This window comes from Streptomyces sp. NPDC026575 (assembly GCF_055567415.1).
This window is the reverse complement of record NZ_JBVHQM010000001.1, coordinates 257,024-280,777: the sequence shown is the minus strand read 5'-3', so window position 1 is coordinate 280,777 and position 23,754 is coordinate 257,024. Positions and strand designations below refer to the sequence as shown.

At 72.8% G+C, this 23,754-nt stretch carries 18 protein-coding genes; 12 read left to right on the top strand and 6 right to left on the bottom strand.

Annotated features, from left to right (window positions below; translation table 11 throughout):
• Nucleotides 1-35: 35 nt before the first annotated feature.
• A complete protein-coding gene (locus tag ACZ4NB_RS01290) occupies nucleotides 36-926 on the top strand; it encodes a GNAT family N-acetyltransferase (protein WP_467657515.1) in 891 nt (296 codons plus the stop codon).
• A gap of 46 nt (nucleotides 927-972) precedes the next feature.
• On the opposite strand, the gene ACZ4NB_RS01285 is transcribed toward ACZ4NB_RS01290, so the two are convergent.
• The 3 genes from ACZ4NB_RS01285 to ACZ4NB_RS01275 form a co-directional block, all read right to left on the bottom strand.
• Complete coding sequence (locus tag ACZ4NB_RS01285) at nucleotides 973-1,479, bottom strand: DinB family protein (protein WP_467657514.1); 507 nt, start codon at nucleotides 1,477-1,479, stop codon at nucleotides 973-975.
• A gap of 289 nt (nucleotides 1,480-1,768) precedes the next feature.
• Nucleotides 1,769-1,960 (bottom strand): hypothetical protein, encoded by a 192-nt coding sequence (locus ACZ4NB_RS01280; RefSeq protein WP_384440435.1) that lies wholly within the window; start codon nucleotides 1,958-1,960, stop codon nucleotides 1,769-1,771.
• Between the two features lie 83 nt (nucleotides 1,961-2,043).
• Nucleotides 2,044-4,479, bottom strand: a complete 2,436-nt coding sequence (locus tag ACZ4NB_RS01275; RefSeq protein WP_467657512.1) for a SpoIIE family protein phosphatase — start codon at nucleotides 4,477-4,479, stop codon at nucleotides 2,044-2,046.
• A 149-nt stretch (nucleotides 4,480-4,628) separates the two neighbouring features.
• On the opposite strand from ACZ4NB_RS01275, the gene ACZ4NB_RS01270 reads away from it, so the two are divergent.
• Nucleotides 4,629-5,408: a VOC family protein gene (locus ACZ4NB_RS01270; RefSeq protein ID WP_467657511.1), complete on the top strand. Its 780-nt coding sequence runs from the start codon at nucleotides 4,629-4,631 to the stop codon at nucleotides 5,406-5,408.
• Nucleotides 5,409-5,418: 10 nt separating this feature from the next.
• Here the strand turns inward: ACZ4NB_RS01270 and ACZ4NB_RS01265 are convergent, their stop codons facing one another.
• Complete coding sequence (locus ACZ4NB_RS01265; RefSeq protein ID WP_467657510.1) at nucleotides 5,419-8,226, bottom strand: ABC transporter substrate-binding protein; 2,808 nt, start codon at nucleotides 8,224-8,226, stop codon at nucleotides 5,419-5,421.
• Between the two features lie 172 nt (nucleotides 8,227-8,398).
• Nucleotides 8,399-9,868 carry a S1 family peptidase gene (locus ACZ4NB_RS01260; RefSeq protein ID WP_467657508.1) on the bottom strand — a complete coding sequence of 490 codons (1,470 nt, stop codon included), beginning with the start codon at nucleotides 9,866-9,868 and terminating at the stop codon, nucleotides 8,399-8,401.
• A gap of 374 nt (nucleotides 9,869-10,242) precedes the next feature.
• On the opposite strand from ACZ4NB_RS01260, the gene tdh reads away from it, so the two are divergent.
• From tdh to ACZ4NB_RS01240, 4 genes are all read left to right on the top strand, one after another.
• On the top strand, nucleotides 10,243-11,271 hold the full coding sequence (tdh, locus tag ACZ4NB_RS01255) for an L-threonine 3-dehydrogenase (protein WP_467657507.1): 1,029 nt from the start codon (nucleotides 10,243-10,245) through the stop codon (nucleotides 11,269-11,271).
• A gap of 99 nt (nucleotides 11,272-11,370) precedes the next feature.
• Entirely contained in the window at nucleotides 11,371-12,588 is a 1,218-nt protein-coding gene (locus ACZ4NB_RS01250; protein WP_467657506.1) for a glycine C-acetyltransferase, read from the top strand.
• 33 nt (nucleotides 12,589-12,621) lie between these two features.
• Nucleotides 12,622-13,530, top strand: a complete 909-nt coding sequence (locus ACZ4NB_RS01245) for a LysR family transcriptional regulator (protein WP_467657504.1) — start codon at nucleotides 12,622-12,624, stop codon at nucleotides 13,528-13,530.
• Between the two features lie 94 nt (nucleotides 13,531-13,624).
• Entirely contained in the window at nucleotides 13,625-14,980 is a 1,356-nt protein-coding gene (locus ACZ4NB_RS01240) for a chloride channel protein (protein ID WP_467657503.1), read from the top strand.
• Between the two features lie 12 nt (nucleotides 14,981-14,992).
• On the opposite strand, the gene ACZ4NB_RS01235 is transcribed toward ACZ4NB_RS01240, so the two are convergent.
• The gene (locus tag ACZ4NB_RS01235) at nucleotides 14,993-16,024 is read right to left on the bottom strand and encodes a PHP domain-containing protein (protein WP_467657502.1); all 1,032 of its coding nucleotides are present in this window, start codon (nucleotides 16,022-16,024) and stop codon (nucleotides 14,993-14,995) included.
• A gap of 152 nt (nucleotides 16,025-16,176) precedes the next feature.
• Between ACZ4NB_RS01235 and ACZ4NB_RS01230 the strand changes: the two genes are divergently transcribed.
• From ACZ4NB_RS01230 to ACZ4NB_RS01205, 6 genes are all read left to right on the top strand, one after another.
• Nucleotides 16,177-16,389, top strand: a complete 213-nt coding sequence (locus ACZ4NB_RS01230) for a hypothetical protein (protein WP_467657500.1) — start codon at nucleotides 16,177-16,179, stop codon at nucleotides 16,387-16,389.
• 403 nt (nucleotides 16,390-16,792) lie between these two features.
• Nucleotides 16,793-17,008 carry a type A2 lantipeptide gene (locus ACZ4NB_RS01225; protein WP_467657499.1) on the top strand — a complete coding sequence of 72 codons (216 nt, stop codon included), beginning with the start codon at nucleotides 16,793-16,795 and terminating at the stop codon, nucleotides 17,006-17,008.
• A 177-nt stretch (nucleotides 17,009-17,185) separates the two neighbouring features.
• Nucleotides 17,186-17,992, top strand: a complete 807-nt coding sequence (locus ACZ4NB_RS01220) for a hypothetical protein (protein WP_467657498.1) — start codon at nucleotides 17,186-17,188, stop codon at nucleotides 17,990-17,992.
• Complete coding sequence (locus tag ACZ4NB_RS01215) at nucleotides 17,989-20,280, top strand: NHLP family bacteriocin export ABC transporter peptidase/permease/ATPase subunit (protein WP_467657497.1); 2,292 nt, start codon at nucleotides 17,989-17,991, stop codon at nucleotides 20,278-20,280. The genes ACZ4NB_RS01220 and ACZ4NB_RS01215 overlap by 4 nt, the downstream gene beginning before the upstream one ends.
• Before the next feature lie 10 nt (nucleotides 20,281-20,290).
• Nucleotides 20,291-23,173, top strand: a complete 2,883-nt coding sequence (locus ACZ4NB_RS01210) for an NHLP bacteriocin export ABC transporter permease/ATPase subunit (protein ID WP_467657748.1) — start codon at nucleotides 20,291-20,293, stop codon at nucleotides 23,171-23,173.
• 110 nt (nucleotides 23,174-23,283) lie between these two features.
• Nucleotides 23,284-23,745, top strand: coding sequence for a cyclic nucleotide-binding domain-containing protein (locus tag ACZ4NB_RS01205; protein ID WP_467657495.1), 462 nt, complete (start codon nucleotides 23,284-23,286; stop codon nucleotides 23,743-23,745).
• Nucleotides 23,746-23,754 lie beyond the last annotated feature (9 nt).

Below are 23,754 nucleotides of genomic sequence, written 5' to 3'. Positions count from 1 at the left end.
GCCCCCCTGACCCCACCAGAAGGGACGACCCCGGCATGCCCCCGATAGGCGAAGCCCCGCACCCGCAGCCGACCGCAGCCGGCGAACTCACCGTCGACACCGCCACGTCGGAGGACTGGCACCAGGTGGTGCGATGGGCCGCCGACGAAGAGTGGAACCCCGGCCGCGACGACACCGCCTGCTTCCACCCCACCGACCCGGCCGGCTTCTTCCTCGGCCGCCGCGACGGCCGGGCCGTCTCCGCGGTCTCCGTCGTCAACTACTCGGACCGCTACGCCTTCCTGGGCTACTACCTGGTCCACCCCGACCTCCGCGGACAGGGCCTGGGGCTCGCCACCTGGCGCGCCGCCGTCCCGCACGCCGGCGCCCGGACCGTGGGCCTGGACGCGGTGCCCGCCCAGCAACCGACCTATCGGCGCGCCGGGTTCACCCCCGCGTACGACACCATCCGCTACGGGGGCCGCCCCACCCGCCCCGGCACGGTGCCGCCTCCGCAGATCGTCCCCGTCACCGGATCCCACCTCGACGCCCTGGCCGCCTACGACCGGCGCTGCTTCCCCGCCGACCGGCGGGCCTTCGTCGCCCGCTGGCTGACGGCCCCCGGCCATATCGCCCGCGCCTACGTCCGCGACGGCGCGATCGCCGGCTACGGAGTCATCCGCCCGGCCCACACCGGCCACCGCGTCGGCCCGCTCTTCGCCGACACCACCGAAGCCGCCGAGGCGCTCTTCGACGCCCTCACCGCCTGTGTCGACCCGTCCGCCGAGGTCTTCCTCGATGTCCCCGAACCGCGGCGCGCCGCCCACGACTTGGCCACCGGCCGAGGGCTGACCCCCCGCTCCCACACCGTCCGCATGTACACCGGTCCGGTTCCGCCCACTGACGGGCGGCGCACCTTCGGGGTGACAAGCCTGGAACTGGGCTGAGCCGGACCGTACGGACCCCGGGCGCACCGGGACGCCTTCCGGTGCGTCAGGCGCCGACGGTCCCGTCGATGCCCTCGCGGAGCAGGTCGGCGTGGCCGTTGTGGCGGGCGTACTCGTGGATGAGGTGGAGCATCACCAGGCGGAGGGAGACCTCCTCTCCCCACCGGGGCTGATAGCCCGTCACATCGAGGGAGGCGGCCGCCTGCTCGATGCGGCGCGAGTGCGCCACCTCGGACTGCCAGGCGGCGAACGCCTCCGAGCGGGTGGACCCGTCGGCGTCGTAGGCCGCCTGGTAGTCGCCGTCGGCCGACCAGACCAGCGGGAGGTCCTCGCCGTTGATCACCCGGCGGAACCAGGCGCGCTCGACCTCGGCCATATGCCGCACCAGGCCGAGCAGGGAGAGCGTGGAGGGCGGCATGGAGCGGCGGCGCAGCTCCTCGTCGCGCAGGCCGTCGGTCTTCATGGCGAGCGTGGCGCGGTGGAAGTCGAGAAAGGCCCGCAGGGTCTCCCGCTCGCCGGCGCGTACGGGCGGGGAGGGGCGTTCGGTGGTCATGGCGGTGACGGTTCCTTCAGGGAGGGAGGACGCGGTCCGGGGCGCGAGGGAGCCGACCGTCCGCCGGGGGCTGCCGGAACGCTCCGGCGCGGGCCCGGGGAGACGGCCGAGCCGATCTTCGCGGCCGGTGCGGGCCCCCGCAAGCGGTTTTGCGCGGTCCGGGCGGGACCTTGCGGACACGCCCTGGCCCGCCGCAGCGCGCGGCATCGACGTGCCGGATGTCGGCACGTCGATGTCCCTCCGTATGGCTCCGCACCCCGCAGGCGGTACGGGCGCCGGACTCAGGGATTCACGGCAGATACCGCTCGATGGCGCCGGGCCCCTCCTCGGCGATGAGGCGCTTGGCCCATTCCAGGCTCTGGGGGGTGGGCTCGCGTCCGGAAGCCTTCACCAGGTCCTCCGGGTCGTAGGGCCGCTCGCTACCGGTGTACAGCTGGGTCGGCCGGCGCTGGGCCGACTGCTCTCTGCCATTGGTCGTCACAGGTCCTCCTTCGTCCGCGCCCGCCGGGTCGCCGGGACCTCGCTTGGTTCCATGATGGGACCGGCCTCGAACGCCCGCACCCCCTACGCCGGGGCGGCCCCCGCCGACGGCCGCCGGGCCCCGGCGTAGTGCGGCGGAAACGCCTGCTCGGTCCAGATCGTCTTGCCGTACGGCGCGTAGCGCGTGCCCCATCGCTGTACGAGCTGCGCGACGATGAACAGCCCCCGTCCGCCCTCGTCGTCGCTGGCGGCGTGCCGGAGGTGCGGGGAGGTGTGACCGGTGTCGGAGACCTCGGTCAGCAGGGTCAGATCGCGCAGCAGGCGCAGATGCAGCGGCCCCGCGGCGTGCCGTACGGCATTGGTGACCAGCTCGCTGACCACGAGTTCGGTGGTGTACGACAGCTCTTCCAGGCCCCACTGACGCAGCTGCCCGGTGGCCAGCTCCCGGGCCCGGCCCACCGCGGCCGGCTCGGTGGGCAGCTCCCAGGCCGCGACCTGCCGGGCGTCCAGCTCGCGGGTGCGCACCAGCAGCAGCGCGGAGTCGTCGGCCGCCGGTCCGTCCGGCAGCAGCTGGGCAAGGGCCCGGTCGCACAGCTCGTCCAGCGGCCTGCGGTGGTCGGCCAGCACCCGGCCCAGCAGCTCCAGCCCCTCGTCGACATCCCGGTCGCGGGCCTCGACCAGCCCGTCCGTGAAGAGCGCGAGCAGGCTGCCCACCGGCAGTTCGAGCTCCAGCGATTCGAACGGCAGGCCCCCGAGGCCCAGCGGCGGGCCGGCCGGCAGATCCGGGAAGTACAGCCGGCCGTCCGCGTCGACCACGGCCGGCGGCAGATGCCCGGCCCGCGCCATGGTGCAGTGCCGCGAGACCGGGTCGTAGACCGCGTACAGGCAGGTCACGCCGGTGGCGACATCGTCCGGGGCGGCAGCGGTGCCGACCCGGTCCGCCCGGTCCTCGGCCGTCTGCCCCACCAGGTCGTCGAGCCGGCTCAGCAGCTCGTCGGGGGAGAGGTCGAGCCGGGCCAGGGCGCGTACGGTCGTCCTCAGCCGCCCCATGGTGGCGGCCGCCTCCAGGCCGTGGCCGACCACGTCCCCGACGACCAGCCCGACCCGGGTGCCGGAGAGCTCGATGACGTCGAACCAGTCGCCGCCGACGCCGGTCCGTTCGTCGCTGGGCAGATAGCGGTAGGCCAGATCGACCGCGGACTGCTCGGGCAGATGCTTCGGCAGCAGATTGCGCTGGAGGGTCAGTGCGGCGGTGTGCTCCCGGGTGAAGCGGCGGGCGTTGTCCAGGCACACCGCCGTTCGGGTGACCAGCTCGTCGGCCAGCTCGACCTCGCCCTTGTCGAAGAGCGACGGCGGCTCCCGGCGGCTGAAGGCCACCAGGCCCATCGGAGCCCCGCCGGACCGCAGCGGCACGACCATACTGCTGTCCCCGCGCACCATCCCGCCCGAGGACAGGCTGCGGTACGGCAGCGAACCGGGCGGGTAGGCGACGCGGTACGGCGGGTGCGGCGTGGCGCCGGGCGGGTCGTCGGCGCAGCGCGTGGCGACCCGGGTCAGCTGGGGCAGGGTGCCGTTGCCCGGAACCGGTTCCGCACCCTCCAGCACGGACTGCACCAGGTCGACGGTGACCACGTCGGCGAAGTCCGGCACCGCCACCTCGGTCATCTCCCGAGCGGTGACGGCCATGTCGAGCGTGGTGCCGATCCGGGTGCCGGCCGCCACCAGGAGGTTCAGCCGGCGCTGCGCCCGATAGCGGTCGGTGATGTCGAAGGCGTCCTCACACACCCCGATCACCTGCCCGCGGGCGTCCTGGAGCCGGTAGTAGGAGCACGACCAGACGTGATCGGGGCCCGGGTCGGAGGGCTGCTGGCCGACGAAGTGCAGGTCGAGGATCGGTTCGCCGGTGTCGAGGACGTTGTTCATCACCGCTTCGAGGGTGCGCGGATACCCCTCGGTCACGAACTCGCCGTCGGGGTACAGATCGTCGGCGCGGGTGCCCAGGAACTCCCGCAGCGGCTGCCCGATCTCCCGCACAAACGCGCTGTTCGCCCAGGTCAGCCGCAGGTCGGTGGCGTAGATGCCCAGGCCGACCGGGGACTGGGTGGCGAGCCCGTGCAGCATCGACTGCTGGGAGTCCCACACCAGTTGTTCGTCCATCGCGGCCGCCACCAGGATGCGGGCCGGGGCGGCACCCGCGTCGGCGGGGGCGCTCAGCGAGCAGCTGGTGATCGCCACCGGCAGCAGCCGGCCGTCCCGGTGCCGCGCCGTACGGGGCTCGCTCCCGCTGAGCGACGCCTCCGGGGCACGTTCGGCCCACGCGGGACCGGCCGCCTCGGCGGCCGGCAGGAAGGTCTCCAAGGGGCGGCCGATGATCTCGTCCGGCCCGTACCCCAGGAGCCGCCGGGCCGCCGGACTCCAGCCGATGACCAGGTCCCGGGCATCCAGAACCACTGTGGCCGCCCTGGTGACGTCGAGGGGACCACGGAAGTCGGCGCTCTCGGCCGCGTTCCATGCGTTCATGGCATCAACCCAGCCCGGTTCAATACCTACAGCATCGAGCCTGATCAAGACCGGCACAACCGCGCTGCCCGACGGGATGCGCCCTTGGTGCGGCCCCGCGGAGTCGCTGGCACAGTGGGAGAGGGTGCGAGCGACAGGAGGCAGATGTCATGTCGGCCCATCGGCCCACGCCCCCGGTACGGGGCGCTCCGTGCTGGGTCAGCCTGCTGGCCCGCGATCTGGAGGCAGCGCAGGGTTTCTACTCCGCGGTCCTGGACTGGCGGTTCCGCCCGGCCAGCCTCGGCGACGAGTTCTCCATCGCCCTGCTGGACGGTGAGCCGGTGGCCGGTATCGGCGCCCTCGCCCAGAGCCTCCAGATCGGCGTGGCCTGGACCGCGTACTTCGCGGTGGAGGACGCCGACGACACCGCGGGCCGGATCCGCGAACGCGGTGCGACCGTCGCGGTCGGCCCGATCAAGATCGGCCCCGGACGGGCCGCGCTCGCCGCCGACCGGGACGGCGCCACCTTCGGCTTCTGGGAGGGCCAGACGCTGGCCTGGTCGGTCGGACAGGGCAACGCGCCCGCCTCTCTGGAACTGCGCACCCGGGACGCCTTCGAAGCCGCCATCTTCTACGCGGAGGTCTTCGGCTGGGCCTCGAAGGAGCCCGGCGGCTGCGATGTGACCTACGAACACGACCAGGTGATCGTCCGCGACGGTGCGCACACCGTCGCCACCCTGCACGGCGGTGCCGTGGAGTCCGCCCCGGACCCGCGGGTGCGCCCCCGCTGGCACGTCCACTTCCCGGTCCGCGACATCGAGAAGGTGACGGCCGCCGCGGTCGCCGCCGGCGGCACCGTCACCCCCGTGGCCCCGGGCGTCGAGGGCGCGGGCCGGCAGGCGGTGATCCGCGACCCCGACGGCGGCATCTTCACCGTCACCGCGGCCTGACGCCGGCACCTCAGCGGCCCTGCTCGGGCTCCAGCGGCGGGCACCACGCCGACTGCCGCTTTCCGCCGACCCGGCCGCAGAACCCGGCCTGGGTCGGCCGGCCCACGCCGTCGATGCGCTGCACCGACAGCAGCTTGTCCAACGGCACCTGGCGGTCCACATCGCCGCCGAAGCTGATGATCCCGCTCTCCCCGTCCAGCGCCGCGTCGCCGTGGACGCCGCTGATCGCATGCCACACCGCGGGCGGTGTCAGCGGCATCTGGGCGGCCTCCTCGCGCAGCTGCTTGACCGCGTTGACGTACAGCTTGACGGCGTCGAAGCCGAGCGCCGCATGGCCGTCCAGGGAGGAGTTGGGGACCTTCGCGCACTCGTCGGGGAAGAGCCGGCCCATCTCCGCGTACAGCTCGCTGGTGCCGTCGCAGTGCGCCGAGCCGAGGGTGAAGTCCAGGAAGTCGTAGGGGATTCCGGGGTAGTGCTCGCGCCGCTCCGCGTCGGCGGCCAGCCGCGCCACGTCGTCGCCGCCGATGAGCGTGGGCGGATCCGAGTTGCAGGACTCGTTGATTCCGCCGAGCAGCGCCTCGAAGTCCTCCGAGCGCCCCGCGTAGAACACCACCCCCTGGTAGGAGCAGCTCCGCTGGCCCACCGCCCCGGGGCCGGGGGCGTCGGACGAGGGCTCCGCGCCCGGTGGCGGGGGCGGGGTGAACACCGTCTTCTCGACCTGGAATCCGCGGGCCCGGAAGCGCTTGGCGACATCGTCGCTGAGCGTCCGGCTGTAGGTGTCGCTGGGATCGGCGGAGGCGATGATCCGCACCTGCCGGGCCGGCTTGTCCGTGCCCGGTCCCACGAGGTGGTCGAGGTACGCGGCGGCGACCTGAGCCTCACGGGAGTTCTGCGGCGACACCTGGAAGTACATGGGGGACTGCCGCACCAGCGTGTCCGCGGACAGCGTGGTGGCCACCATCGGCAGCCCCACCGCGGTCAGCCGCCGAATCGTCCGGTTGGTCGCCTCCCGGCTCTGGTCGAGCCCGGTGACGCCGACGAGGGAGGGGTCCTGCTCCTTGAGCCGCTCCAGGATGTCCACCACCCGCGTGCCGAAGCGCATCCCCGATCCGGCGTTGGCGGGGAAGATCCGCAGGATCGGCTCGGTGGCGCCGGTGCTGCGCAGCTGCCGGGACTGGGCGCTCGCCGCGCCCTGCAGCGCCTCGCGCCCGTAGGCGAGCTGCCCGGAGGACTTGCCCGAGACGCTGAGCAGCGCGGAGAGATGGACGAGGGTGACGAAGGGGCGTTCCGGCGCCGCCTTGTGCGCCTCCTCGGCGCGGGTGTTCTGGGCGTAGATGGTCTGCAGGGTCCGGTCGAGCGACGGGTCGGGGGAGTGGAAGGTGAAGCCGTGTCGGGCGACTCCGATGCACTCGCCGGTCTCCGCGGTGAGCAGCGTGTCGGCGTCGTCGTCGAACCGGTTCAGACCGCAGTGCGTCTGGCGGTAGCCGCTCTCGGTGCCCAGCACCAGCGCGCCCGCCCCCAGCAGCGCCAGGGCCGTCGAGCAGGCCGCCACGACGGAGACCACCCGGCGGGCCCACAGCGGTGGTTCGGGGATCCGCAGCCGGGCGTCCTGGGCGACCTCCAGCCGCCGCGTCAGCTCGTAGGTCTCCTCGGTGGGCGGCATCAGCCGGGGCACGCTGACCGGCAGGTACCAGGGCGCGCGGTTGCGGGCCCGGCCCTGGTGCAGAAAGGTGTCCCGCCAGCCGCCGTAGAGCCGGTCGGAGAGCCGCCACAGCTCGCTGCGGCCCCAGTCGGCGCGGACGCCGGTGCCCTCGGCGGGCGGCTCGGCGCCGCAGGCCAGGACCAGCAGCGGGTCGAACGCGCCGGTCTCGTTGCGTACGTCGATGATCGTCCGGAGCAGCGTATAGCCGCAGTTGTCCGGGCCCAGGCCGTCCAGCAGCGCCACGCAGTACGCGGTGCGCCGGGCCGTCCCCGGACGCCAGATGCGGCGGCGGAAGGCGCTGCGCAGATCCTCCAGGAACGCGTTGACCATCAACTTCCGCAGCTGTTCGGGGTCTTCGACCTCGTTGTGGGGCGCGGTCAGCCGCTCGGCGAAGCCGGTGAAGGTGCCCGGGTCGCGCGGTGCGAGATAGGGCTGGTTGAGCAGCCAGCGGTAGTCGCGGCCCAGACCGCGGCGGATCCGGAACCAGGCGAGCGGCAGGACGTGGACCGCGAACAGCCACACCCACCACGGCACCTTGCCGTCCACCGCCAGCTCGGTCTCCGGGGCGCGCAGCAGCCCGAACACCCGCCGGCGCCGGAACTCCCGCTCCCGCAGGCCCTGCAGCAGGGTGAGGTCGTTGCCCTCCACATCGCCCGGGTGGCTCCGGCCGCTGTCGGCGCCGACCTGGACCAGCCAGTTGACCAGTCCGAACCGGCGGAAGCGGACCCGTCCGTCGCTGCCGTTGACGCTGAGGGCGAGGCCCTGCGCCAGCCGCTCCAGGGTGCGGCGCACCGCGTCGACGGACTCCGGGTCGGCGGGCCGCGCGCCGGCCTGCAGATCGTGCAGTACGTGCGGTACCCGGTGCGGGTCGGCGTGGCCGAGGAAGTGGCTGATGCCCCTGGCGAGTTGGGCGTGGTCGTCGCCGCCGACCAGGCAGACCACCGGCAGGCCCTCGCGGCCCTGGGCCACTCCGCGGTGCCGTACCGGCTCCGGGCACTCCCGGCGGCGCGGCCTGCGCACCAGATCGGCTATCAGGCGGAGCAGATGCCCGGCACCGTGGAAGACCGGGATCACGGGGGTGACGGGGGTATGGGAATCGAGTTCGTTCGACGCCATGGTGCCCCTGAGGAAGGGTCGGAGTAGGGCCGGTCATTCTGGCACCGCTCCGTCGGCGGTCGCTATGGTTCCGCCTCGCCCAGGGGTCTCGTGATGCTCAGTGGCCCCGCCCACAGGGGATAAGGGGGGTGGGCGGGGCCGATGCGGAAGGCGAACCTCCGGGAGTGTGTGGTCAGTTCAGGGAATCACCACCGTTCATGCCGGGGTCGGCGCCCGGGTCGTCCATGCCCGCGCCGGGGTCTTCGGTGGCCGTGCCCGGGTCCTGGGCACCGGTACCGGTGCCCGGATCCTCGGTGCCGGTTCCGGGGTCCTGCGCACCCGTGCCGGGGTCCTGCGCACCGCTGCCGGGGTCTTCCGTCCCGGTGCCCGGGTCCTGTGCTCCGGCGTCCGCGGCGCCTCCGCCTCCGGCGCCGATCTCGGCCCCCGTGGCCTCCAGGGCGTCGGTGACCGGCTGGAAGAAGGTCTCGCCGCCCTGGGTGCAGTCGCCGCTGCCCCCGGAGGTCAGTCCGACGGCCGCGTCGCCGGCGAACATCGAGCCGCCGCTGTCGCCGGGCTCCGCGCAGACATCCGTCTGTATGAGGCCGTTGACGATGTCGCCGTTGCCGTAGTTCACCGTGGCGTCCAGACCGGTGACGGTGCCGTCGTGCAGCCCGGTCGTGGAGCCGGAGCGCTGCACCTTCATACCGACGGCGGCCTCCGCGGCCTTGGTGATCTGCTGCGTGCTGCCGTTGCCCAGGTCGACCGCGCTCTGCGGCTGTGCGGCCGTGTCGTCGTAGGTGACCAGCGCGAAGTCGGTCTTGGGGAACTTCGAGTCGGCCACGGTGCCCAGCGGCTGGCCGCCGCCCTGGTCCGCCGACCAGGTCGGCGAGTCGTTGCCGCAGTGCCCCGCCGTGAGGAACGCCGGGGCGCCCTTGACCGTGACGTTGAAGCCCAGGGAGCAGCGGGCGTTGCCGCCGAAGATGGCGCTGCCGCCGACCGGCCCGGCGGCCGCCCCGCCGTCCCCGCCGCCCGCGGCACCACCGGCGTTCCCCCCGCCCGCGTTGCCGCCGCTCGCGGCACCGCCCGCGTTCCCGCCTCCGTTCCCGCCTCCGTTCCCGCCCGCGCCTCCGCTTCCCGCGGCGCCGCTCGCGCCCTCGCCGTCGTACCGCTGGAACTCGCCCTGGGACCGCTTGACGGTGACCAGCTCGCGCATCCCGCCGGCGGCCTTGGCCAGCCGGGCCATCTTTGCGCCGGTGACCGTTCTGTCGGCCAGCACCACGATCTTGTTCGTCTTCGGGTCGATCGACCACGCCGTGCCGGGCACCGAGGCCGTCTCGCGCAGGGTCCGCGTGCCGGACTTCAGGGCGGTCATGCTGTTGCGGACGACCTTGGCGACCGCGCCCTTGGCCCGGACGCTCTCGGCGTCGTCCTCCGACAGGACGTTCATGACGAGGTGGCCGTTCGCACCGTCCAGGTACCAGCCGGCGGTCTGGTCCCCGAGGTCCGCCTTGAGGGACGTCGCCAGCTGGGTGGCCGCGTGGGCGCCGAACGTCCGGGGGACCACTGGCCGGTCCGTGCTCGCATTGGCGTCGGGGAGCAGGATCGCCGCGGCCGCGATGGCGGCCGCGGCCGCCCCGGCGACGGCGCCCGTCCGCTTGTTCACATGTCGGTGGCTCAATTCACTGACCTCCAGGGACGCACAGGGACGAAGCACACGGGAGGCCGCGGTGCGTCGCGTCAGCACCCGTGCGAGTTGCTCACCCAGTCCTACGTAGCGCCGCCCACCCCGGTCTCACGGCCACTCAAGCTGTGATGAATTCCGCCGTTCGCGGTGGCGAACCCCTACACTCCCCGGGCTCCGCGACCGCCGGGAGCCCTGGGACCACCGGGGCGTAAAGGGCAGCTGTGGCCACGCTTAAGAAAACCTCGATGGACCAGAAGCCCGGCATACGGAAGGTTTCTCGATCGAGACCGGGTGGCCGATATACGCCTCCCGGCAGGTCACAGCACTCTTACCTACCCACGGGAGCCGGCGCGGTGAAGGCACTGGTCAAGCAGAAGGCGGAGCCGGGACTGTGGCTCACGGAGGTCCCCGAGCCGGACTGTGGGCCGGGTGACGTACTGATCAAGGTCCTGCGCACCGGTATTTGCGGCACCGACCTGCACATCCGGGCCTGGGACGGCTGGGCGCAGCAGTCGATCGCCACCCCGCTGACCATCGGCCATGAATTCGTCGGCGAGGTGGTGCGGACCGGCCGCGAGGTGGCCGACATCAAGCCGGGCGACCTGGTCAGCGGCGAGGGCCACCTCGTCTGCGGCAAGTGCCGCAACTGCCTGGCCGGCCGCCGCCATCTGTGCCGCGCCACCGTCGGCCTCGGCGTCGGCCGGGACGGCGCCTTCGCCGAGTACGTGGCGCTGCCCGCCGGCAACGTGTGGGTGCACCGCAGCCCCGTCGACCTCGATATCGCCGCCGTCTTCGACCCGTTCGGCAACGCCGTGCACACCGCGCTGTCGTTCCCGCTGGTCGGCGAGGACGTGCTGATCACCGGCGCCGGGCCGATCGGCATCATGGCCGCGGCCGTCGCCCGGCACGCCGGCGCCCGCAATGTCATGATCACGGACGTCAGCGAGTCCCGCCTGGCGCTCGCCCGCAAGGTCGGCGTCAGCCTCGCCCTCAACGTCGCCGACGCGACCATCGCCGAGGGACAGCGCGCGCTGGGCCTGCGCGAGGGCTTCGACATCGGCCTGGAGATGTCCGGCCGCCCCGAGGCGATGCGCGACATGATCGCCAACATGACGCACGGCGGCCGGATCGCCGTACTCGGCCTGCCCGCCCAGGACTTCCCCGTCGACTGGGCCCGGATCGTCACCTCCATGATCACGATCAAGGGCATCTACGGCCGGGAGATGTTCGAGACCTGGTACGCGATGTCGGTGCTGCTGGAGGGCGGTCTCGACCTCGCGCCCGTGATCACCGGCCGCTACCCGTACCAGGACTTCGACGCCGCCTTCGACGACGCCGCGAGCGGCCGCAGCGGCAAGATCATCCTCGACTGGACTGCCTGAGTTCTTGGCTCGGTTCGCCTCCGGGGCGCAGAGCCGGTGTCGAGAGACCGGCGCGCCCCTCTGGCTCACTCGCCCACCGCACCCTCAAGGAGCACCCTGATGTTCGACTCCGTACGCGACGAACTGCGCGGCACCCTCGACGAGATCCGCGCCGCCGGACTGCACAAGCCCGAGCGCGTCATCGGCACCCCGCAGTCCGCCACCGTCGCGGTCACTGCAGGCGGCAACCCCGGCGAGGTCCTCAACTTCTGCGCCAACAACTACCTCGGCCTCGCCGACCACCCCGAGGTCGTCGCGGCCGCCCACGGAGCGCTCGACCGCTGGGGCTACGGCCTCGCCTCGGTCCGCTTCATCTGCGGCACCCAGGAGGTCCACAAGGAGCTGGAGCAGCGGATCTCCGGCTTCCTCGGCCAGGAGGACACCATCTTGTACTCCTCCTGCTTCGACGCCAACGGCGGCGTCTTCGAGACCCTGCTCGGCCCGGACGACGCGGTCATCTCCGACGCCCTCAACCACGCCTCCATCATCGACGGCATCCGGCTGAGCAAGGCCCGCCGCTTCCGCTACGCCAACCGCGACATGGCCGATCTGGAGCGCCAGCTGAAGGAGGCCGAGGACGCCGGTCGCAAGCTGATCGTCACCGACGGTGTCTTCTCCATGGACGGCTATGTCGCGCCGCTGCGCGAGATCTGCGACCTGGCCGACCGCTACGGCGCCATGGTGATGGTCGACGACTCCCACGCGGTGGGCTTCGTGGGCCCCGGCGGCCGCGGCACCCCCGAACTCCACGACGTGATGGACCGCGTCGACATCATCACCGGCACCCTGGGCAAGGCCCTGGGCGGTGCCTCCGGCGGCTATGTCGCGGCCCGCGCCGAGATCGTCGCGCTGCTGCGCCAGCGCTCCCGCCCGTACCTCTTCTCCAACTCGCTCGCCCCGGTCATCGCCGCCGCCTCGCTCAAGGTCCTCGACCTGCTGGAGTCGGCCGGCGACCTGCGCGAACGGCTGCACGCCAACACCGCGCTGTTCCGCTCCCGGATGACCGAGGAGGGCTTCGACGTCCTCCCCGGCGACCACGCCATCGCCCCCGTCATGATCGGTGACGCGGCCGAGGCGGCCCGGCTGGCGGAGCTGCTCCTGGAGCGCGGGGTGTACGTCATCGGCTTCTCCTACCCCGTGGTCCCGCAGGGTCAGGCGCGCATCCGCGTACAGCTGTCGGCCGCCCACTCCACCGAGGACGTCCACCGCGCCGTGGACGCTTTCGTGGCGGCGCGGTCCGACCTGGCGGCCGAGGCGGAGCCCGCCTCCGGCGTGTGAAGACCAGGGGGCGCGGCCTGCGAAAATAGCCCCATGATCGAAGCACGACGGCTGCACATCCTGCGGGCGGTGGCCGACCACCGCACGGTCACCGCCGCGGCCGCCGCGCTCTATCTCACGCCCTCGGCGGTCTCCCAGCAGCTGGCCGCCCTGGAGCAGGAGACCGGCCACCGCCTGGTGGAGCGCGGCGCCCGCGGCGTACGGCTGACCGCCGCGGGCGACATCCTCCTCACCCACGCCAACGCGGTCCTGGCCCAGCTGGAGCGCGCCGAGTCCGAGCTGGCCGCGTACGGCTCGGGCGCGGCGGGCACGGTGACCGTCGCGGCCTTCGCCACCGGCATCGGCCTGGTCGTCGCGCCCGCGCTCACCGCGCTCGCCCGCTCCGCGCCCGGCATACAGGTCCGCGTCCAAGACGCCGAGGGCGACGCCAGCCTGCGGATGGTCCTCGACCGGCAGGTCGATGTGGCGGTGGCCGTCGAATACCGGGGCGCGCCCCGCGCGGACGATCCACGGCTGACCCGCCTGCCGCTGTACGCCGAGCCGTTCGACGCCGTACTGCCGACCGGCCACCGCCTCGCACAGGCCGAACAGGTGGCGGTCGCCGAACTCGCCGAGGACCCCTGGATCGGCCCGTACCAGGGCAACCCCTGCCATGACGTGGTCGTCCTGGCCTGCGAGTACGCCGGATTCCAGCCGCGCCTGGAGCACTCCTCCGACGACTTCCGGGCGGTGGTCGCCCTCGCCTCCGCCGCGGCCGGCGTGGCCCTCGTGCCCCGCTCGGCGCTGCGCGACGTGGACCTGACGGGGGTGGTGGTCCGGCCGGTCGACGGGGTGGTGCCCACCCGCCGGGTCTTCGCCGCGGTACGCCGCGGAGCCGAGGAGCACCCGCTGTTCCGCCCGGTCCTGGCCGCCCTCCAGGAGGCGGCGGCCGCGCAGGGGTGACATCGCGGCGTTCGGGTGTCCGGCCCCGCGTCGTTCGCGGTCAGGGGGGCGGGCCGTGGCAGGCTCGTCGCGGCGGCGGCGAGGAGGCGAGGCGATGTCGGTCGGCCCCACCGGCCCGGTCGGCGAGGCGCCGGCCACGGTGCCGCAGGACCCCTACGCGCTGCTGCGCACCCGCGGATATCTGAAGCTTCTGCTGGTGGCGGCGGTGATCGGCGTCCCGGTGTGCGCCGCCTCCTTCGGCTTTCTCGCGCTGATCCATGCGCTGGAGCCGCTGATCGAGCACGATCTGCCGCGGGCGCTGGGCTTCGCCGGGACACCGCTGTGGTGGCCGGTGCCGATGCTCGCGGTGGCCGGTCTGCTGGTCGGGCCGGTCGTCCGCTACCTCCCCGGCAACGGCGGCCATGAGCCGGCCGACGGACTGGCGCTCGGCGGCGCACCGCCGCCCTCCGCCCTGCCCGGCATCGTGCTCGCCGCCCTGGCGTCCCTCAGCTTCGGCGTGGTGCTGGGCCCGGAGGCGCCGCTGATCGCCCTCGGCGGCGGGCTGGCCATGTGCGCCGTACGGCTGATGAACCTGGGTCTGCCGAAGCGGGCGCTGCCCGTGGTGGGCGCCGCCGGCAGTTTCGCGGCGATCAGCGCCCTGCTCGGCTCCCCGCTCCTGGGCGCCTTCCTGCTGATGGAGGTGGTGGGGCTGGGCGGTCCGATGCTGGGGATGGTGCTGCTGCCCGGCCTGCTGGCGTCCGGCCTGGGGGCGCTGATCTTCACCGGGCTGGGGGACTGGACCGGCCTCGGTACGTACTCGCTCGCGCTGGACGACGTCCCCACGGCCGCGGAGCCGATGGTCGGGGAGTTCGGCTGGGCCGTGGTGATCGGGCTGGCGGCCGCGTTCCTCGGGACCGGTGTACGGCGGCTCGCGCAGTCGCTGAAGGCGCGCGTCGCGCGGCACCGGGTGCCCGCGACGGTGCTGATGGGCCTGGTGGTCGGCGCGCTGGCGGTCGGATTCCAGGCGGTCAGCGGCAAGCCCGCCACCGAGGTGCTCTATTCGGGGCAGTCGGCGCTGGGGTCGCTGGTGCACGGCGGCGCCGGCTATTCGGCGGCGGCGCTGGTGCTGCTCGTGGTGTGCAAGAGCCTGGCGTACTGCGCCTCGCTCAGCGCCTTCCGGGGCGGCCCGATCTTTCCGGCGCTGTTCATCGGGGAGGCGGGCGGGGTGGCGCTGTCGCATCTGCCGGGTCTGTCGCTGACCCCGGCGTTCGCGATGGGGGTCGGGGCGATGGCGGTGGCGATGCTCCGGCTTCCGATGAGCTCGGTGCTGCTGGCCACGCTGCTGATGGGCACCAACGGGCTCACGGTCATACCGCTGGTGATCGTCGCGGTGGTCGTGGCATACGTCGTGGTGCTGCGGCTCAGTCCAGTCGTACCCGCCGCGCCCGCCGCCGCGCCGTCGACCGCCTGACCGGCCGTCGGCTCACCGGCGCGGGGTGCGGCCGGTCGTGGTCCAGGTGGCCAACTGGCGCCGTGTCCAGGTGTTGATGACCCGGTCCGCCGGGACGCCGCACTCCTCGGCGCGGGCGCAGCCGTAGATCTGCCAGTCCAGTTGGCCCGGTGCGTGCGCGTCGCTGTCGACGGCGAACAGGGTCCCGGCCGCCAGCGCCTGGCGGAGCAGCCGGCGCGGGGGATCGAAGCGGTCGGGACGGCAGTTGATCTCCACGGCCGTGTGGTGCTCGGCGCAGGCCGCGAACACCGCCTCGGCGTCGAACTGCGACTCCGGGCGCAGCTTGCCGGTGATCTGCCGCCCGGTGCAGTGGCCGAGGACGTCCACCAGCGGATTGCGGACCGCGGCCAGCAGCCGCCGGGTCATCGGCGCCCTGTCCATGCGCAGCTTGGAGTGCACCGAGGCGACCACCACATCGAGCCGGTCCAGCAGCTCCGGCTCCTGGTCGAGGGTGCCGTCGTCGAGGATGTCGCACTCGATCCCGGTCAGCAGCCGGAACGGCGCCAGCCGCTCGTTGACCTCCGCCACCAGCGCCAATTGCCGGCGCAGCCGCTCGGCGGTCAGCCCGCGGGCCACGGTGAGCCGGGGGGAGTGGTCGGTCAGCGCACACCACTCGTGGCCGAGGTCCCGGGCGGCCCTGGCCATCGCCTCGACCGGGCTGCCGCCGTCGGACCAGTCCGAATGCAGATGGCAGTCGCCGCGCAGCGCCTGCCGCAGCCGCTGTCCCCCTTCCCCCTCGACCAGCGGGCCGCCCACCTCGTCCTCCAGGTGGGCGAGATATTGGGGCCGCACGCCCACGAGGGCCTCTTCGACCACCCGGGTGGTTTTGGGCCCGAGCCCCTTCAGGCGCCCCAGCGAGTGGTCGTGCGCGCGGGTGCGCACCTCGTCGTCCGGCAGGGCGGCGATCGCCGTGGCGGCCGTGCGGAATGCCTGTACGCGGTAGGTCCCCGCCCCCTGGCGCTCCAGGAGGAAGGCGATGCGCTCCAGCGCCTCGACGGGCTCCACGTCTGCGGCTCCTTCCCGGCGTGCCCGGCCCTCAGGTCCCCGTCGCCGGGTCCCCTTCACGGTGCCCCACCCCGAGGCGGGCTGCCACCGGGGTGATACCGGCGGTAAATCGCCCTTTTCCGCCGAGTCGGAAGCCGTGCCGTTATGCGGTTATGTCCGTTCTCGGTGCGGTCGATCCGATTGCTTCGGAATGGCGTACGGATAGTGCTGATATTCCGTTCAATACGTTCTACAGCCTCGATACCGGACCGAGAAATCTGGGTGAATCGGGCGCAGTTAAAGCTCTTGCAACATTCGGCGGGGTTCGTTGGAGGTGTGCCCTGGAGTTCTCGATCTGGCGGGTGGTCAAGTGCCGTAAAAATTGACCGCCTTCAAGGAATCTGCACACCGAATGTGCAGTCGGCACACGGACTGAGGCGCCAGGAACCCGTGCTGACCTGCACGTAAGCGGTTTGATGGGGGAATGTCCCGTTCGTCGAACGAGGTCCCGGCGAATCTCCGGAGAGGAAACTGCAGGAGTTGTGAAGAAGCTGCCACCGATTCATGGATGTGCGTGCACGACACGTAATTTGGCGGAGCTTCGACGTCCGGTTCGGCGGCCTTCGGATTAGCCGCACAACGCGCCTGCATGCTTTGATCCTTCGCACTGCGGGAGTCACACCAACGGTTCCCGATTTCGGGCCCCGGACTCCTGCTGCCGTGGTCGGACCAGCCCACCGGACGGTTCGGCCGCAGCTTTTTCGAGATATTCATCCGAAGGGAAACATCATGAACTCCACCCCCCAGGTTCAGACCCAGGAAATCTCCGACGCCGACCTGGACAACGTGTCCGGTGGCCTCGTCGGCGGCGTCGTCGGTTCCGTGACCGGCACCGTTGACTCCGTTGCCCCGGTCTCCCCCCTCGTCGGCGAGGTCACCGGCCTGGTCCAGGGCACCACCGGCGTGAACACCGGCGCCGTCACGGGCCTCGTCTCCGGTCTCTGAGCCCCTCTGTGCCGCTGAGCGGCACGGCCGGCTTTGAACGGTGACAACGGCAGGTCGGCGCCCCCTCCTTGCCGACCTGCCGGGCCGTGTGCCCCGGACCCGCCCGGTTCGTCCGGGCTCCCGGGGCACCCGGCCGCCATCCGTCTGACAGCACACCGCAGTTGAGGGAAGAGTGTCGTGCAGTTCCGCCAACAGGCCCTTTCCAAGCTGCAGTCGCCCGAGGAGATCGATCTGCCGGTGCGCTTCGCCCGGCCCCAGGGCTGGCTCGTGCTCATCGTCACGGTCCTCGTCGTGATCGCCGCGGCCGTCTGGGCGGTGACCGGAACCGTCTCCGCCACCCTCAACGCCCCCGGAATCCTCACCCACGGCCAGGGCAGCTACATCCTGCAGAGCCCCGTCGCGGGCCAGGTCACCGCCGTGTTCGCCGAGGAAGGCCGGCAAGTGGCCGCCGGCAGCCCCGTCCTGAAGGTCCGTACCGCACAGGGCACCACCGTCGTACGCTCCCTCGCCGCCGGACGGCTGACCACGATGGTCGCCGCGATCGGCTCGGTCGTCACCACCGGCGCGGACGTGGCCTCCGTGGAACGCGTCGCGCACACCGGCGACCCCCTGACGGCGACGCTGTACGTACCGGCCGAGAGCGGCGCCACCGTCCCCGTCGGCGCCCCGGTGGACCTCACCGTCCAGTCCGTGCCCAACCAGCGGTACGGCGTACTGCGCGGCCGGGTCAAGGCCGTCGGCCGGATGGCCCAGACCCGCCAGCGGATCGGCGCCTACCTGGGCAGCAGCCAGCTCGGCGAGCAGTTCTCGAAATCCGGCCCGCCCGTCGCGGTCCTGGTGCAGCTCGACGCCGCCCCGCAGAACAAGTCCGGCTACGCCTGGTCGACCTCCGACGGCCCGCCCTACGCCGTCGACTCCATGACGCTGGCCACCGGAGCGGTCCACCTGACCGCGCAGCACCCGATCGATTGGCTGCTGCCATGACCGCACTCCACGACTCCGCGCCCGCCCCGCAGCAGCAACTCCCGCCGCCCGGCCGCGGCCGGCACCGCCCCGAGCCCGCGCCCGGCGCCCGCCGTACCCGGCGCGCCGCGCCGCCCGCACCGAAGACCAAGAAGCCCGGGTCCGTCCGCACGCCCACCGTGCTGCAGATGGAGGCCGTGGAGTGCGGGGCCGCCTCGCTGGCCATGGTCCTCGCCCACTACGGAAAGCACGTCCCGCTCGAAGAGCTGCGGATCGCCTGCGGCGTCTCCCGCGACGGCTCCCGCGCCAGCAACCTGCTCAAGGCGGCCCGCTCCTACGGCCTGACGGCCAAGGGCATGCAGATGGAACCGGCCGCGCTCGCCGAGGTCACGGCACCGGCCATCCTCTTCTGGGAGTTCAACCACTACGTCGTCTACGACGGCATGGGCCGCCGCCTCGGCCGCCGCGGCGTCCACATCAACGACCCCGACAAGGGCCGCCGCTTCGTGGCGACGGAGGACTTCGACACCAGCTTCACCGGCGTCGCCCTGGTCTTCGAGCCGTCCGAGTCCTTCCGCAAGGGCGGCCGCAGACCCGGCGTCCTGAGCGCCGTGCCCGCCCGGTTGCGCGGTACCACCGGCACCCTGCTGGCCGCGCTGCTCGCCAGCCTGCTGCTGGTCGCGGTCGGCGCCGCGGTGCCCGCGCTGAGCCGTACGTACATCGACATGTTCCTGATCGGCAACCAGACCTCGCTGCTGGGGCCGCTGTTCGCGTCGATGGCGGCGATGGTGGCGCTGACCGCCGTACTGACCGGGCTGCAGCAGGCGAACCTGCTGCGCGGCCGGATCATCTCCGGAGCCCTCACCAGCGCCCGCTTCCTGCGCCATCTGCTCAGGCTGCCGGTCACCTTCTTCGCCCAGCGCAGCCCCGCCGACCTGGTCCAGCGGCTGCAGTCCAACGACGCGGTCGCCGAGACCCTGGCCCGTGACCTCGCCGCCGCCGGCGTGGACGGCATCGTCGTCGTCCTCTACGCGGTCCTGCTGTGGAGCTACGACCCCCAGCTGACCGTCATCGGCATCGGGATCGCGCTGCTCAACGTCGTCGCGATGCGGATCGTCGTCCGGCTGCGCGCCACCCACACCCAGAAGCTGCGCGCCGACACCGCCCGGCTCACCAACACCTCCTACACCGGCCTGCAGCTCATCGAGACGATGAAGGCCACCGGCGGGGAGAACGGTTACTTCCGCCGCTGGGCCGGCCAGCACGCCGCCACGCTGGAGGTGCAGCAGCGGCTCGGGGTGCCGAGCGCCTGGCTGGCCGTCGTCGCCCCCACCCTCGCCACCCTCAACAGCGCGCTGATCCTGTGGATCGGCGGCATGCGGGCCGTCGAGGGCCATATCTCCATCGGCCTGCTGGTCGCCTTCCAGGCGCTGGTCACCCGCTTCACCGCGCCCCTCACCCGGCTCAACGGCGTGGCCGGCCGGATCCAGGACTTCGCCGCCGACGTGGCCCGCCTCAAGGACGTCGAGTCCTTCCCCGCCGACACCCTCTACTCGCGCCCGGGCACGGCGGGCGGCACCCGCCGGCTCACCGGCCACGTGGAGCTCTCGGACATCACCTTCGGCTACAGCCCGCTGGACAAACCGCTGCTCACCGGCTTCTCCCTCGCGGTGGGCCCCGGCCGGCAGGTCGCCCTCGTCGGCGGCTCCGGCAGCGGCAAGTCCACCGTCTCCCGGCTGATCTCCGGCCTCTACAGCCCCTGGGAAGGCACCATCCGCATCGACGGACAGCGCCTGGAGGACCTCTCCCGCAGCGCGCTGGCCGCCTCCGTCTCCTTCGTCGACCAGGACGTCTTCCTCTTCGAGGGCACCGTCCGCGACAACGTGGCGCTGTGGGACCCCTCCATCCCCGACGACGCGGTCATCGCCGCCTTGAAGGACGCCGCCCTCTACGACGACGTCATCGCCCGGCGCCCCGACGGCATCCACAGCCGCGTCGAACAGGACGGCCGCAACTTCTCCGGCGGGCAGCGGCAGCGGCTGGAGATCGCCCGCGCCCTGGTCCGGCGCCCCAGCATCCTGGTCCTCGACGAGGTCACCAGCGCCCTGGACGCCCGGACCGAGCAGATCATCATGGACAACCTGCGACGCCGCGGCTGCGCCTGCGTCGTCATCGCCCACCGGCTGAGCACCGTCCGCGACAGCGACGAGATCGTGGTCCTCGACCACGGCGTGGTCGTCGAACGAGGCCGGCACGAGGACCTGGTCGCCGCCGGGGGCGCGTACGCCGAGCTGGTCAAGGAGCACTGACGTGTCAGCCATGCCCCCGCCCGTCTCCTCGTCCCCGGCCGCGGAACCGGGCGCGACCGACGCGGTGACCCAGGCGCTGGGCGGCCTCGGCGCGCCCGTCGACTGCACCGGCCTGCGCAGCGTCCCGCTCGAAGGGCCGCAGGTGCTGTGGCTGGTCACCGGCGGTGCGCTGGACCTCTTCGCGGTCGACGCCGCCGCGGCCGGGCACTGGCACTTCCTCGGCCGGCTCGAAGCCGGCACCCTGCTGCTCGGCCCCGTCGCGGGCCCCCAGCACACCCTGCTCGGCCGGCCCTCGCAGGACTGCTCGCTGCGCCGGATCCCGCTGCGCGAACTGCCCCGGTACGACCACGCGGCGTATGGCGAGTACCAGGACACCGGGGCCTTCGCGCAGTACGGCGCGCAGGGAGGGTACGGCCACGAGGCGCCCTCTCCGCTGGAGCACGCCTTCGCACTGGGCACGGCCCGCAGTTCGGGCGTGCTCTTCGAGGCACCGCTCGACGGCCGGCCCGGTGACGACGCGGTGGCCGACGACGACGTCCTGTGGATGCCGGTGCCGCCCGGCAGCGTGCAGTACGGCGCCTCCTACAGCGCGGAGGCGGCCGGTGATCTGCTGGTGGACCCCGAGCTGTGGCAGCAGATGGTCAACCAGCAGTACCGGTTGCTGTCCGCCGTCGACCGCTGGATCGAGCAGCTGGAGCGCGCCCACGAGGACCGCACCGCGGCCGGTATCAAAGCCGGTGAGGCCGTCCGCGAGCGGGCCGACCAGGCGCTGCTGGCCTCCATCGGCCGGCCGGAGCGCTCCGGGCGGGGCGCCGACGGACCGGGCCGGGCCGGCGACGACGCCACCTTCGCGGTGTGCCGGACGGTCGCCGAGGCGGCCGGCATCACGCTGACCGAGCCCCCGAAGGGCGGCCAGGTCAACGACCGGATCTCCCCGGTCGAGCGGATCGCGGTCGCCTCCCGGATCCGCACCCGGGCGGTCAAGCTCGCCGGCAGCTGGTGGCGGACGGACACCGGCCCACTTGTGGGGCAGCGCGCCAAGTCCGGCGCCCCGGTGGCGCTGCTGTGGCGCCGCGGCCGCTACGAGGCCGTCAACCCGGCCTCCGGACTGCGGCTGCGCATCGGCAAGGACAACGCCGGGGAGTTCGAGCCGCGCGCCGTGATGTTCTACCGCCCGCTGCCGGAGCGGCCGCTGACGATGTGGCGGCTGATGCTCTTCAGCCTGCGCGGGACCCGTATGGACGTCCGCAACCTCGCCCTCAGCGGACTGGTGACGGTCGGCCTCGGCGCGCTCGTCCCCCTCGCGACCGGCCAGGTGCTCGGGGTGTACGTCCCCGCCGCGGAGCGCAGCCTGATCGTGCAGGTCTCCCTGGCGGTCATCGTCACCGGCGTCGTCTCGGCCGCCTTCATGCTGCTGCAGAACCTCACCGTGCTGCGGCTGGAGGGCCGGATCGAGAGCGCGCTGCAGCCGGCGGTCTGGGACCGGCTGCTGCGGCTGCCGACGAAGTTCTTCGCCGAGCGCTCCACCGGCGAGCTGGCCAGTGCCGCGATGGGCATCAGCGCCGTCCGGCGGGTGCTGTCCGGTGTCGGACCGGTGGCGGTGCAGTCCACGACGGTCGGCGCGATGAACCTGGTCCTGCTGCTGGTCTACAGCGTGCCGCTGGCGCTCGCCGCGATCGGGATGCTCCTGGTCATCGCGGCCGTCTTCCTCGCCATGGGCCTGTGGGAGCTGCGCTGGCAGCGGCGGCTGGTCAAGCTCGGCAACAAGCTCAACAACCAGGCGTTCCAGACCCTGCGCGGGCTGCCCAAGCTGCGGGTCGCGGCGGCCGAGAGCTTCGCGTACGCGGCCTGGGCCCGGGAGTTCGCCCGCTCCCGGGAGCTCCAGCAGAAGGCCGGCCGGATCAAGAACCTGACCACGGTCCTGAACGCGGTCTATCTGCCGCTGTGCTCGCTGACCCTGTTCATGCTGCTGGCCGGACCGGCCCGCGGCACCATGTCCGCCGCGTCGTTCCTCACCTTCAACACCGCGGTGACCATGCTGCTGACCTCCGTCACCCAGATCACCGGCGCCTTCGTCGCGGCCGCCGCCGCGCTGCCGATGTTCGAGCAGATCAAGCCGGTGCTGGACGAGGCGCCCGAGGTCCGTGGCGCCAGCGCCCAGCCCGGCACGCTCTCCGGCGGCATCGAGGCCAAGAAGCTCTCCTTCCGCTACACCGACGACGGCCCGCTCGTCCTCGACGACGTCTCGCTCCAGGTCCGGCCCGGAGAGTTCGTCGCGGTGGTGGGGCCCAGCGGATGCGGCAAGTCGACCCTGCTGCGGCTCCTGATCGGCTTCGAGGCGCCCTCCTCGGGCAGCGTCCTGTACGACGGGCAGGACCTCGCCGCCCTGGACCAGGCCGCGGTCCGCCGCCAGTGCGGGGTCGTCCTGCAGAACGCCCAGCCGCTGACCGGCTCCATCCTGGACTGCATCTGCGGTGCGGAGCCCTTCACCCAGGAGGAGGCATGGGCGGCCGCCGAGATGGCGGGCCTGGCCGAGGACATCAAGCGGATGCCGATGGGCCTGCACACCATGATCTCCGGCGGTGGCGCGATCTCCGGCGGTCAGCGCCAGCGCCTGATGATCGCGCAGGCGCTGGTCCGCCGCCCCCGGATCCTCTTCTTCGACGAGGCCACCAGCGCCCTGGACAACGAGACCCAGCGCATCGTCATCGACAGCACCCGCAAGCTCAGCGCCAGCCGGCTGGTGATCGCCCACCGGCTGACCACGGTCATGGACGCGGACCGCGTGCTCGTGATGGAGGACGGCCGGATCGTCGAACAGGGCGCACCGGACCAGCTGCTCGCCGACACCGGCGGCCGGCTGCACGATCTGGTGCGGCGCCAGCTGGCCTGATGCGCGCCCCGGCGGCGTCCCGGAGGGGCGTACGGCCCCGCCCGGCCGAGCCGTTCCCCGATTCCCCGCAGAACACCGCATATCGTGCAGTGCAGCGGACGGAGGATGAGATGGCCACAGCGCGCAGCCTGTTCGAGGCGCTGCCACCGGACCGGCGCCGGCGGCTGACCGACGTCGCACGGGAGGTGTCGCTGCCGCGCGCCACCCGGGTGTTCGAGGAGGGGCACCGGGCGGACCGGTTCTGGATCATCCGCAGCGGACAGGTCGTGCTCGACCAGCACGTCCCCGGACGCCGGGCCATGGTGGTCGAGACCCTCGGCCGCGATGACCTGCTCGGCTGGTCCTGGCTGTTCCCGCCCTACCTGTGGCATCTGGGAGCGGAGACCGCCGGCCCGGTGGAGGCGGTGGAGTTCGACGCGAGCGTGGTCCGCGCCCTGTGCGAGTCCGATCCGATCCTGGGCCGGGAGATGTACCGCTATGTCGCCGAGACGGTCGCCGACCGGCTGCACGGCACCCGCACCCGGCTGCTCGACCTCTACGGCCCCCAGGGCAGCCGACCGGACGAGGTGTGAGCCCGGCGG

Bases quoted from the DNA above. Each gene is read 5' to 3' on its own strand.
- ACZ4NB_RS01215 (WP_467657497.1), top strand. From the start codon at position 17,989: ATGACCGCACTCCACGACTCCGCGCCCGCCCCGCAGCAGCAACTCCCG.
- ACZ4NB_RS01265 (WP_467657510.1), bottom strand. From the start codon at position 8,226: ATGGCGTCGAACGAACTCGATTCCCATACCCCCGTCACCCCCGTGATC.
- ACZ4NB_RS01230 (WP_467657500.1), top strand. From the start codon at position 16,177: ATGTCCGTTCTCGGTGCGGTCGATCCGATTGCTTCGGAATGGCGTACG.
- ACZ4NB_RS01245 (WP_467657504.1), top strand. From the start codon at position 12,622: ATGATCGAAGCACGACGGCTGCACATCCTGCGGGCGGTGGCCGACCAC.
- ACZ4NB_RS01290 (WP_467657515.1), top strand. From the start codon at position 36: ATGCCCCCGATAGGCGAAGCCCCGCACCCGCAGCCGACCGCAGCCGGC.
- ACZ4NB_RS01205 (WP_467657495.1), top strand. From the start codon at position 23,284: ATGGCCACAGCGCGCAGCCTGTTCGAGGCGCTGCCACCGGACCGGCGC.
- ACZ4NB_RS01225 (WP_467657499.1), top strand. From the start codon at position 16,793: ATGAACTCCACCCCCCAGGTTCAGACCCAGGAAATCTCCGACGCCGAC.
- ACZ4NB_RS01275 (WP_467657512.1), bottom strand. From the start codon at position 4,479: ATGAACGCATGGAACGCGGCCGAGAGCGCCGACTTCCGTGGTCCCCTC.
- ACZ4NB_RS01250 (WP_467657506.1), top strand. From the start codon at position 11,371: ATGTTCGACTCCGTACGCGACGAACTGCGCGGCACCCTCGACGAGATC.
- ACZ4NB_RS01210 (WP_467657748.1), top strand. From the start codon at position 20,291: ATGCCCCCGCCCGTCTCCTCGTCCCCGGCCGCGGAACCGGGCGCGACC.
- ACZ4NB_RS01285 (WP_467657514.1), bottom strand. From the start codon at position 1,479: ATGACCACCGAACGCCCCTCCCCGCCCGTACGCGCCGGCGAGCGGGAG.
- ACZ4NB_RS01240 (WP_467657503.1), top strand. From the start codon at position 13,625: ATGTCGGTCGGCCCCACCGGCCCGGTCGGCGAGGCGCCGGCCACGGTG.
- ACZ4NB_RS01270 (WP_467657511.1), top strand. From the start codon at position 4,629: ATGTCGGCCCATCGGCCCACGCCCCCGGTACGGGGCGCTCCGTGCTGG.